Consider the following 13,165-nt stretch of genomic DNA (forward strand, 5'->3'; position numbering starts at 1 on the left):
AACTATGTTTTCTCAACAGCGTCAATTTAAATTAAATTTAATCAGTATTTCTCTTTTATCGGCGTTAGCCTTACCGTCAGCCTATGCAGAAGATGCCAATGCGACCAAACAATTGAATGATGTGGTGGTAACTGGGAAAAAGAAAATTCACCGTAAAGAAAATGAGGTCACAGGTTTAGGGAAAGTCGTAAAAAATACGGATACCTTAAATAAAGAACAAATTTTAAATATTCGTGATTTAACCCGTTATGATCCTGGTATTTCGGTGGTAGAACAGGGACGAGGTGCCTCGGCGGGTTATTCTATCCGTGGGGTGGATCGAAATCGTGTTGCTCTGGTTGTGGATGGATTGCCACAAATTCAATCTTATGAAGTGCTTCGTTCATCAGGGGGCAGTGGGGCAATCAATGAAGTGGAATATGAAAATGTTCGGGCAATTGAAATCAGTAAAGGTGCCAGTTCTGCGGAATATGGTAGTGGATCTTTAGGCGGTGCCGTTGGATTTATCACAAAAGAGGCTCGCGATATTATTAAAGCAGGGCGTAATTGGGGGTTGCAAACGAAAACAGCCTATAGTGGTAAAAATGATCAGTTAACCAATTCTATTGCCTTTGCTGGACAATCAAATGGCTTTGAAGCATTAGCGATTTATACCCATCGAAAAGGAAAAGAATTAGAAGTTCATAAAGATGCGGGCAATCGTCAATATCCTGTTCAAAAAGTGTATGCTTATAACCATGAATTTGAATTATCAGCTAAATCAGGTACTCCAGTCGATAAAAAGGCTGAAAATGGTTGGTTCTTTTTGGCGGACGAATGCAGTCAATCTGTAAAATGTAAGCCTAGACGTATTGCAAAATTAACACGCGGTACGCCGACTACTCGTAGAACGGATCCGCCTTTTTCTGCTCGGGAAGAGGCTGCCTACAACTCTCAACTGCATCCGACAGAAATTATCAATGCGAATGATTACACGGGGAACGGGCGTATCAAACCGAATCCAATGGATTATCAAACAGATTCCTTGTTATTACGAGTTGGTTACAATGTCACACCTAAGCATTATGTGGGGAGTATCCTTGAACATACTAAACAGCGTTATGATATTCAGGATATGAGCTTACCTCGTTATTTCTTGCCTGAAGAAACCAATAAAGGGATTCTGAAATCAGGGATTGGCATATATGACAGCAATAATTTCCTAGATGGTGCCTTCGTTTATAATTCAAATACCACCCGTGCCCCAATGGGCTTACGTTGGTCACGCACACAATTTATTGATGAGCTACATACCAAAGTACGTCGTGGTATTTTGTATCGTTATACCAATCCGAATCATGACAGCTGGGTGGATAATGCACAACTTTCTTTTGATAGACAAAAAATTACCTTAAACAACTTTGTTCACTTGCATCATTGTGCAGAGTATCCAACGGTAGATAAACATTGTCGTGCAACCCTTGACAAACCTTGGTCATATTATCAATCCGAGCGAAATGTTTACCAAGAAACGCACAATATGGTGAAGCTCAATTTAGACAAAACCATCAAAATGGGCATGGTGAAATGGAATGTTGGTTTACTGGCTGGGCTGAATAAGTTTAGTTCTTCTTTAAGTCGCGGTGATTATTTCCATGAATATTCTGAGCCAAATTGGGATTCAAAAACGATTCAGCCACCTGATTCAACTGCCAAAGTGCATGTGTATGAAAAATCCCCTCGCATTATCACAGAACAATATTGTGATTGGGAGAAACCGACGGGACTTTCCGACTGTTCTACACGTCATATTAAAGGGCATAATACGTTTGCGGCCTTACGCCAACATTTCTCAATCGGTAAATATGTAGATTTGGGGCTGGGGACACGTTATGACATTCATAAAATGCATTCACAAGACAGTTGGACGGGCTCTGGAAATTACCGCACTTGGTCTTGGAATGCAGGTTTGGTGGTGAAGCCAACCCAGTATATGTCGCTCTCTTATCGTGTTTCTACGGGTTTTAGGGTACCAAGTTTCCAAGAATTATTTGGTTATCGTATTCCAGGCTTCCAAAAGGGTGTTGATGATGATGTGCAATACGTCAGTAAATTAGATCCTGAAAAAGCCTTCAATCAGGAGATCGGTATTAACTTCCGTGGCGATTTTGGTTCATTTGAAACCAGTTTCTTTAAAAATGATTACAGTAATATGATTAGTATTGCTTCTCGTTTGGAAAAAGGGTCTGCTGGAAGTCGTGGTTATCATAATACACAGGAAATTCAATTAACGGGGATGAATGTCTTGGCGAAAATTGACTGGAACGGTATTGTGGATTTGGTGCCTGAAGGGATTTATACCTCTTTCGCTTATAATCAAATTAAGCCGAAAAAAGTGAAAAATAATCCGAGATTTACGCATATCCGTAGTCCATTATTAGATTCCATACAACCAGCCCGCTATATTATTGGTTTAGGCTATGATCAGCCAGAAGATAAATGGGGCGTGTTAGGCACCATGACCTATTCGAAAGGGAAAAGCAACGATGAGCTACTAGGAACCGTTGAGCATGGTAAGGCGGTTTATGATCTTAAATCCACCAAAAAACGCACCAAACCTTGGCGTATTTATGATCTCGTGGGTTATGTGAATGTGAAAGATTTCTTAACATTACGTGCGGGGGTTTATAATGTCTTTAATACCCGTTATGTGACGTGGGAATCCGTTCGCCAATCTTCCATTAACTCATTACACGCACATAAAAATGTGGGAAATTATCAGCGTTATGCGGCACCAGGTCGTAACTTTACCTTTTCAATGGAGCTGAAGTTCTAAGTGCCTAACATGGATGATGGAAGCTAAGTAGGCAAGGTAACTTCTTGTTTCCAATCAAAAATAAACCTCTAGACAATGGTCTAGAGGTTTTTTATTTCGACCCATTCGTTTAAGTAAACCGTACTTTCAACATGCCCCATCGTTATCATTGAACTGTAATGGTATTCTGGCTTGATTCAACATAGTCAACATAGGTTATTAAAAAATCATGACATCTCTTAGAGAAATGATTGCCCATCTAAGAAAATAATTTGCCTAGCTAAACGTTTTGGTATTTCATCATGCAGCTGGTGGAAGAAAGAAAAAAATAGAGAAGTAGACTAGAGGATAAATAGAAGAGGGGGAGGAGGGTAAAATAAACCCCGATGGATTAAACATCGGGGGTAGAAAAAGAGGGAATAAATCTTCCCTCTTTTGTTATCATCATCAATGTAGCTTAGAATTCAAAATTCACACCGACATTATATGACATACCAGCACCATTTGGTCCCATTGATAAACCGGCTTTCGCTGCAACATTTTTGTTGAAACGATAACCTGTACCAACGGCCACAGCAGTTTTGCCTTTATAGCCACCCACAGCCGCACTGACGTTCACTTTTCCGACATTATATGGTTGGAATAAGCCACTTAATGCTGCTTGAGTTGCAAAACCACTTTGCATTTCTTTGTTGAGGCGTGCAACACTTTGATCAAGTCTAGCGATACCCGCTTTGTTGATTTCAATGTTTTTCGCATGCATTTCTAGGTTGTCAGCATTCACATTAATATTGGATTTAATGATTTGAATATCTTTACGATTTTGCATGATATTGGTTTCATTTTTCTCAATATTGGTTTTATTGACCTGAATGTCATGGCGATTTTGTTTAATATCGCTTGTGTTTTGCTGAATATGTTGATGATTCACCGCAATATCCTGACGATTTTGTTCAATATTCGTCGTATTTTGCTGGATATGTTGATGATTCACCACAATATCATTACGATTTTGTGCAATATTCACCGTATTATTTTGAATCTGAACGTGATTGTTGTGAATATTTTGTTTATTCACCTCAATGTTTTCCATATTCACATGAATATCATGACGATTATTCGCAATATTCGTGCTATTCGTATTGATATCTTTACGATTATCGATCACGTTGATAATTGTACGATTAATATCAGTACGATTATTTGCAATATTTTGAATATTCACATCAATATCTGAACGGTTATGTGCAATATTTTGTGTATTTACATTAATATCAGCACGGTTATTCGTAATATTTTGTGTATTCACATTAATATCAGCACGGTTATGTGCAATATTTTGTGTGTTCACATTAATATCAGCACGGTTATGTGTAATATTTTGTGTGTTCACATTAATATCAGCACGATTATGAGCAATATTTTGTGTATTCACATTAATATCAGCACGATTATGAGCAATATTTTGTGTATTCACATTAATATCAGCACGGTTATGAGCAATATTTTGTGTATTCACATTAATATCAGCACGGTTATGTGCAATATTTTGTGTGTTCACATTAATATCAGCACGATTATGAGCAATATTTTGAATATTCACATTAATATCTGAACGGTTATTCGCAATATTACCAGTATTGACATTAATATCCTGACGGTTATTTGCAATATTACCAGCATTCACATTGATATCTGCACGGTTGTTGGTGATGTTTTCAATATTGACATTAATATCATGGCGATTGCTTGCAATATTACCAGCATTGACATTGATATCCGTGCGGTTATTCGCAATATTGCTTGTATTGATGTCAATATCGTGACGGTTGCTTACGATATTGTTGCGGTTGATATTAATATCGTGGCGGTTATCCGCAATATCTCCCGTATTACGATTGATATCGTAGCGATTATCTCTGATATCGTTAGTATTACGGTTTATATCAGTACGGTTATCGGCAATGTTCGCAATGTTACGGTCGATATCGGTACGATTGTCTTTGATGTTGGCAATATTGCGATCAATATCGGTACGGTTGTCACGAATATTGAAGGTATTGCGGTTGATATCTGCACGATTATCACGAATATCGAAAGTATTGCGATTAATATCTTTGCGATTGTCATGAATATCTGCCGTATTACGATTTATGTCTTTACGGTTATCGGCAATGTTTGCAATGTTACGGTTGATATCGGTGCGGTTATCTTTGATGTTGGCAATATTGCGATCAATATCAGTACGGTTGTCACGAATATTGAAGGTATTGCGGTTGATATCTGCACGATTATCACGAATATCGAAAGTATTACGATTAATATCTTTACGATTGTCATGAATATCTGCCGTATTACGGTTTATGTCTTTACGGTTATCAGCAATGTTCGCAATGTTACGGTTGATATCGGTGCGATTGTCTTTGATGTTGGCAATATTGCGATCAATATCGGTACGGTTGTCACGAATATTGAAGGTATTGCGGTTGATATCTGCACGATTATCACGAATATCGAAAGTATTGCGATTAATATCTTTACGATTGTCATGAATATCTGCCGTATTACGATTTATATCAGTACGGTTATCAGCAATATTCGCAATGTTACGGTTGATATCGGTGCGGTTATCTTTGATGTTGGCAATATTGCGATCAATATCAGTACGGTTGTCACGAATATTGAAGGTATTGCGGTTGATATCTGCACGATTATCACGAATATCGAAAGTATTACGATTAATATCTTTACGATTGTCATGAATATCTGCCGTATTACGGTTTATGTCTTTACGGTTATCAGCAATGTTCGCAATGTTACGGTTGATATCGGTGCGATTGTCTTTGATGTTGGCAATATTGCGATCAATATCGGTACGGTTGTCACGAATATTGAAGGTATTGCGGTTGATATCTGCACGATTATCACGAATATCGAAAGTATTGCGATTAATATCTTTACGATTGTCATGAATATCTGCCGTATTACGATTTATATCAGTACGGTTATCAGCAATATTCGCAATGTTACGGTCGATATCGGTACGATTGTCTTTGATGTTGGCAATATTGCGATCAATATCAGTACGGTTGTCACGAATATTGAAGGTATTGCGGTTGATATCTGCACGATTATCACGAATATCGAAAGTATTACGATTAATATCTTTACGATTGTCATGAATATCTGCCGTATTACGGTTTATGTCTTTACGGTTATCAGCAATATTCGCAATGTTACGGTCGATATCGGTACGATTGTCTTTGATGTTGGCAATATTGCGATCAATATCAGTACGGTTGTCACGAATATTGAAGGTATTGCGGTTGATATCTGCACGATTATCACGAATATCGAAAGTATTGCGATTAATATCTTTACGATTGTCATGAATATCAGCCGTATTACGGTTTATGTCTTTACGGTTATCGGCAATGTTCGCAATGTTACGGTTGATGTCCGTGCGGTTATCTTTGATGTTAGCAATATTGCGATCAATATCAGTACGGTTGTCACGAATATTGAAGGTATTGCGGTTGATATCTGCACGATTATCACGAATATCGAAAGTATTGCGATTAATATCTTTACGATTGTCATGAATATCTGCCGTATTACGGTTTATGTCTTTACGGTTATCACGAATATCGAAAGTATTGCGATTAATATCTTTACGATTGTCATGAATATCTGCCGTATTACGGTTTATGTCTTTACGGTTATCAGCAATGTTCGCAATGTTACGGTTGATATCGGTGCGATTGTCTTTGATGTTGGCAATATTGCGATCAATATCGGTACGGTTGTCACGAATATTGAAGGTATTGCGGTTGATATCTGCACGATTATCACGAATATCGAAAGTATTGCGATTAATATCTTTACGATTGTCATGAATATCTGCCGTATTACGATTTATATCAGTACGGTTATCAGCAATATTCGCAATGTTACGGTCGATATCGGTACGATTGTCTTTGATGTTGGCAATATTGCGATCAATATCAGTACGGTTGTCACGAATATTGAAGGTATTGCGGTTGATATCTGCACGATTATCACGAATATCGAAAGTATTACGATTAATATCTTTACGATTGTCATGAATATCTGCCGTATTACGGTTTATGTCTTTACGGTTATCGGCAATATTCGCAATGTTACGGTTGATGTCCGTGCGGTTATCTTTGATGTTGGCAATATTGCGATCAATATCGGTACGATTGTCACGAATATTGAAGGTATTGCGGTTGATATCTGCACGATTATCACGAATATCGAAAGTATTGCGATTAATATCTTTACGATTGTCATGAATATCTGCCGTATTACGGTTTATGTCTTTACGGTTATCGGCAATATTCGCAATGTTACGGTTGATGTCCGTGCGGTTATCTTTGATGTTGGCAATATTGCGATCAATATCAGTACGGTTGTCACGAATATTGAAGGTATTGCGGTTGATATCTAGACGATTATCACGAATATCGAAAGTATTGCGATTAATATCTTTACGATTGTCATGAATATCTGCCGTATTACGATTTATGTCTTTACGGTTATCGGCAATGTTTGCAATGTTACGGTTGATATCGGTGCGGTTATCTTTGATGTTAGCAATATTGCGATCAATATCGGTACGGTTGTCACGAATATTGAAGGTATTGCGGTTGATATCTAGACGATTATCACGAATATCGAAAGTATTACGATTAATATCTTTACGATTGTCATGAATATCTGCCGTATTACGATTTATGTCTTTACGGTTATCGGCAATGTTTGCAATGTTACGGTTGATATCGGTGCGGTTATCTTTGATGTTGGCAATATTGCGATCAATATCAGTACGGTTGTCACGAATATTGAAGGTATTGCGGTTGATATCTGCACGATTATCACGAATATCGAAAGTATTACGATTAATATCTTTACGATTGTCATGAATATCTGCCGTATTACGGTTTATGTCTTTACGGTTATCAGCAATGTTCGCAATGTTATTGATAATATGATGACGGTTGACATTAATATCATGACGATTGTGATCGATACGTGCTGAGTTGATGTTAATGCGTTGGTTATTGCGTGCAATATTGTGAGCATTATTAATAATGTGATGACGATTCACATTGATATCGGCACGGTTAGCATTAATGTCATGACGGTTATGAGCAATATTAATTGCATTGTTCACAATATGATGACGGTTGACATTAATATCATGACGATTGTGATCGATACGTGCTGAGTTGATGTTAATGCGTTGGTTATTGCGTGCAATATTGTGAGCATTATTAATAATGTGATGACGATTCACATTGATATCGGCACGATTCGCATTAATGTCATGGCGGTTATGAGCAATATTAATCGCATTGTTCACAATATGATGACGGTTGACATTAATATCATGACGATTGTGATCGATACGTGCTGAATTGATGTTAATGCGTTGGTTATTGCGTGCAATATTGTGAGCATTATTAATAATGTGATGACGATTCACATTGATATCGGCACGGTTAGCATTAATGTCATGGCGGTTATGAGCAATATTAATCGCATTGTTCACAATATGATGACGGTTGACATTGATATCATGACGATTGTGATCGATACGTGCTGAGTTGATGTTAATGCGTTGGTTATTGCGTGCAATATTGTAAGCATTATTAATAATGTGGTGACGATTCACATTGATATCGGCACGGTTGGCATTAATGTCATGACGGTTATGAGCAATATTAATTGCATTGTTCACAATATGATGACGGTTGACATTAATATCATGACGATTGTGATCGATACGTGCTGAGTTGATGTTAATGCGTTGGTTATTGCGTGCAATATTGTGAGCATTATTAATAATGTGATGACGATTCACATTAATATCGGCACGGTTAGCATTAATGTCATGGCGGTTATGAGCAATATTAATCGCATTGTTCACAATATGATGACGGTTGACATTAATATCGTGGCGGTTATGGGCAATGTTCGCACTATTGTTTATAATGTGCTGTCGATTAGCATTAATATCATAGCGATTGTGGTCAATTCGTGCGGAGTTAATGTTGATTCGATGGTTATGTTTCGCAATATTCACACTGTTATTGTGGATATTGTGTTTGTTGACCAAGATATCATGGCGATTATGAGCAATATTCACACTGTTATTGTGAATGTTGCGTTTGTTGACCGAGATATCATGGCGATTGTGAGCAATATTCACACTGTTATTGTGAATGTTGTGTTTGTTGACCGAAATATCATGACGGTTTTGGGCAATATTCACATTATTGTTGTGAATGTTATTGTTGATCTTTTGAATATGGTAAGTATTCTTCGCAATATTCATACTGTTATTATGAATATGCGTTTGATTTTTCAAAATATCTTGACGATTTTGTTGAATATTGCCGCTATTTTTCTGTATTTCTTTTCTATTCTGTGCAATATGAAGGGTATTTTTCTTATCACTTACATTGACCTTCACATTCACATTATTCTGCTGAATCTGAATATTCGTATTTTTCGTCACCGATAAAGTATTCTTCACCACTGCAAAGACAGGGTTAATAATCGTTGTTCCTTTCGGTTTTTGAGTATGGCCACTATGTTGCTGTATTTGACCTTGATGAAGTGCTTGTTGAGTTGGAAGGGATTGTCCTCTTATTTGCCCATGTGTAATATTTTGTTGGCTTGGGTTAATTGTTTTTTTGTTTTTAACAGCTTGTAATATTCTGTCTGTTAAAATCAATTGCGTTTCAATATTATTCATTCCTGGATGTTGGAATGTTCTTCTATTTTGCGTAATTGCTTGTTGATTATAGGCAATGGGGAGTTGATTGCCCTGTGATGGAATTTGTAATCCCATGATATCAGCGTTATTTTTTACATTTTTGATTGGGACATTGTCAGGCGTAAATGCAAAAGCTTCTGTCGTTAACATCCCGGTAACCAATAATGTAAATAAGCTGTTTTTAAATACTAAGTTTTTCATATGAAAGCCTCTTAAATATCTGCAAACGATAGCCTCTACATCAAAAGATGATTTATTTGAGCATAATTATTGTATTTTATGCTCTTAATAAAATAACCTTATAATTGTTGTTGTTTAAATCACTTTTACAAACTTTTACATGCTTAAATAAGAGGATTGTTGATTTTATTTGCTTGAGTTGAATTTAAAGAAATTAATTGTAAATTTATTTAATGTAAATTTATGAAACGTAAAATGAAGTAAAATAAAGTTATTTTTAATAAAAACAAAACAGCCCAAAATAAGAGGTTTATTTTGGGCTGTTTATTTAACTTTATGAAAAACAAAAGAAATATTTTATTTCCAGATTGCTTCAAACTTCACTTTCGCTTTTAGAAATTTCGGCGTAGCAACTAAATTACAGTAGCTGTTTTGTGGATTTTGTAATAAATAACCTTGATGGTAGTCTTCCGCAGGATAAAATGTTTGAGCTGGAAGAACTTCAGTAACGATTTTTTCTGAAAAGTGCGGTTGTAATTCCACAATTTTTTCATTTGCTTGTTGTTTTTGTTCGTCATTTAAATAATAAATCCCTGTGCGGTATTGTGTGCCAATATCTTCGCCTTGGTGATTTAATTGCGTTGGGTTATGAATAGAAAAGAATATATCAAGTAATTTTTCGTAACTCACGACAGTGGGATCAAATTCCACTTTCACGGCTTCGGCATGGCCCGTTTGTCCAGTACAAACCTCTTGATAAGTCGGATTTTCCGTGGTGCCATTAATATAACCCGAGGTGGCTTTTTCAACCCCTTTAATTTGATTAAACACGGCTTCTACACACCAAAAACAGCCGCCTGCGAAAATAGCTTGTTGTGTCATTGATTTCTCCTTAATCATTATTTTTTATGCTCATCTTATTGTACTTCACGAATATGGATCATGTTCTGATGAGAAAAAGAAGGCTCGTCATCTTCTTCCTCATCAATCTTTGATGATGGGGAAAAGTCTGGTTTATCAAATGCGATATCTCCTTCGATATTTTCCAAAATTTGCCCGTGTTGTATGCCTTTAAAATCAAATAACGCTGTATCACATAAATGTGATGGAACAATATTTTGCATGGCACTAAACATCGTCTTAATTCTGCCAGGGTATTGGCGATCCCACTTTTGTAACATCTCTTTGACAACTTGACGTTGTAAATTAGGCTGAGAGCCACATAAATTACAAGGAATAATGGGAAATTGCTTCGCAATAGCGTATTTTTCAATATCTTTTTCTTTACAATATGCAAGGGGACGAATCACAATTTGTTTGCCGTCATCACTAATTAATTTCGGCGGCATACTTTTTAATTTACCGCCATAAAACATATTTAAAAATAATGTTTCTAACATATCATCACGGTGATGACCAAGTGCAATTTTGGTGGCACCTAATTCTGTCGCTGTACGATATAAAATACCACGTCTTAAACGAGAGCAGAGTGAACAGGTCGTTTTACCTTCAGGGATTTTTTCTTTCACAATGCCGTAGGTATTTTCTTCCACAATTTTGTAATCTACGCCAATGCGTTGCAAATATTCAGGCAAAATATGTTCTGGAAATCCAGGTTGTTTTTGATCTAAATTTACCGCCACAATATCAAAATGGATCGGTGCATTAAGGCGTAAATTTAATAAAATATCTAACAGGGTATAGCTGTCTTTTCCCCCAGAAAGGCAAACCATGACTTTGTCGCCTTCTTCAATCATATTAAAGTCTGCGATGGCATTGCCCACGTTACGGCGTAAGCGTTTTTGTAACTTATTGAAATTATAGGTCTGTTTTTTGTCTTGTTGAATGGTTTCTGTCATCATAAATTTCGGTCTGCAGATTAAAATCTGCGTATAGTAAGGCTTAATCAGGATTTTTTCCATTAGAAATTTGCCTTTTCCAAAAGTGCGGTCAGTTTTTATAAAATTGTTAGCTGAAAGATCGGATAACTTTCGGTATAATCATCACAATTTTTTTGCTTCCTTTATTCCGTTGTGAGACCTGTTAATGCTTGAAACATCACAAACCATTCCTGAACTCGTATCTTGGGCTAGGGAAAGTGCCTTTTCTTTAAATTTATCTACCGAACGTTTAGCATTTCTCTTGGCGATTGCGATTTACAATAATGAACGCCTTGATGGCGAAATGTTAGAAACGGATTTAGTCGATATTTTTCGCCATATTTCTCACGCCTTTGAGCAATCCAATGATACAGTTGCGATACGTGCCAACAATGCGATTAATGAATTGGTGAAACAGCGTTTTTTAAACCGCTTTAGCAGTGAATTTACCGAAGGGCTTTCCATTTATCGCTTAACGCCACTGGGCATTGGCATTTCAGATTATTATATTCGTCAACGAGAATTCTCCGCATTACGTTTATCCGTGCAACTTTCTATTGTGGCAGATGAAATTCAGCGAGCATCAGATGCGGCAGAAGAGGGCGGCGATGAGCATCATTGGCGGCGTCATGTGTTTGCCCCGTTGAAATATTCTGTGGCAGAAATTTTCGACAGCATTGACTTATCTCAGCGTGTAATGGACGAAACGCAGCAAAGCATTAAAGAAGAAATTGCTGAACTCTTAACGAAAGATTGGCAAGCGGCCATTGCCAGTTGTGAGCATTTGTTAGATGAAACCTCTGGCAATTTACGAGAATTACAAGATACCTTAAATGCAGCAGGGGATAAATTGCAAGCACAATTATTGCGTATTCAAGATTGTGTGATCGGACAGCCAAATTTAGCTTTTGTTGAGCAATTAATTACCGATTTACAAGCAAAATTAGACCGCATTATCAGCTGGGGGCAACAAGCCATTGATTTATGGATTGGTTATGACCGCCATGTACATAAATTTATCCGAACCGCCATTGATATGGATAAAAATCGTGTCTTTTCCCAACGTTTACGCCAGTCTATCCACAGTTATTTTGATCACCCTTGGTTTTTATGGACAGCACAAGCAGAACGCTTGGTTGACTTGCGTGATGAAGAATTAACCTTGCGAGAAGAGGATGCTTTAGGTGAATTGCCTGAAGAATTGCAATATGAATCTTTGGCGGACTTACACGAGCAAATTGTTTCCCAAATGCAAACCTTACTCATCGCCTACCGTGAACACAATCAACCCATTGATTTGAGTTTGGTGTTAAAAACCCAATTGGAAAATTACCCACTCTCAAAACACTTTGACGTCGCCCGCATTATTGTGGATCAAGCGGTAAAATTAGGTTTAGCCAAAGACGATCTCAGCGGTATTTATCCAAACTGGCAAGCCATTAATGAACAAGGGGCGGAAGTCCAAGCTCATAAGATTGATGAGTACAAATCATAAAAGTGCGGTAT

General features: G+C 37.1%; 5 protein-coding genes. 2 read left to right on the forward strand and 3 right to left on the reverse strand.

Going from position 1 to position 13,165, the window contains the following annotated elements:
• Positions 1 to 4: 4 nt before the first annotated feature.
• Positions 5 to 2,815 carry a lactoferrin/transferrin family TonB-dependent receptor gene (locus tag ACPEEM_RS04025; protein ID WP_424403324.1) on the forward strand — a complete coding sequence of 937 codons (2,811 nt, stop codon included), beginning with the start codon at positions 5 to 7 and terminating at the stop codon, positions 2,813 to 2,815.
• Positions 2,816 to 3,251: 436 nt separating this feature from the next.
• Here ACPEEM_RS04025 and ACPEEM_RS04030 read toward each other — a convergent pair whose 3' ends face one another.
• The 3 genes from ACPEEM_RS04030 to ttcA all read right to left on the reverse strand — a co-directional run bounded on the left by ACPEEM_RS04030 (position 3,252) and on the right by ttcA (position 11,638).
• Positions 3,252 to 9,800: a YadA-like family protein gene (locus ACPEEM_RS04030; RefSeq protein WP_424407855.1), complete on the reverse strand. Its 6,549-nt coding sequence runs from the start codon at positions 9,798 to 9,800 to the stop codon at positions 3,252 to 3,254.
• A gap of 336 nt (positions 9,801 to 10,136) precedes the next feature.
• Entirely contained in the window at positions 10,137 to 10,661 is a 525-nt protein-coding gene (gene msrA / locus ACPEEM_RS04035) for a peptide-methionine (S)-S-oxide reductase MsrA (RefSeq protein WP_424403328.1), read from the reverse strand.
• Between the two features lie 35 nt (positions 10,662 to 10,696).
• Positions 10,697 to 11,638, reverse strand: a complete 942-nt coding sequence (ttcA, locus tag ACPEEM_RS04040; protein ID WP_424408213.1) for a tRNA 2-thiocytidine(32) synthetase TtcA — start codon at positions 11,636 to 11,638, stop codon at positions 10,697 to 10,699.
• 187 nt (positions 11,639 to 11,825) lie between these two features.
• On the opposite strand from ttcA, the gene mukF reads away from it, so the two are divergent.
• The gene (gene mukF / locus ACPEEM_RS04045) at positions 11,826 to 13,154 is read left to right on the forward strand and encodes a chromosome partition protein MukF (RefSeq protein WP_424405868.1); all 1,329 of its coding nucleotides are present in this window, start codon (positions 11,826 to 11,828) and stop codon (positions 13,152 to 13,154) included.
• Positions 13,155 to 13,165 lie beyond the last annotated feature (11 nt).

The organism is Pasteurella pantherarum, assembly GCF_049670885.1.
Taxonomy (GTDB): domain Bacteria; phylum Pseudomonadota; class Gammaproteobacteria; order Enterobacterales; family Pasteurellaceae; genus Pasteurella.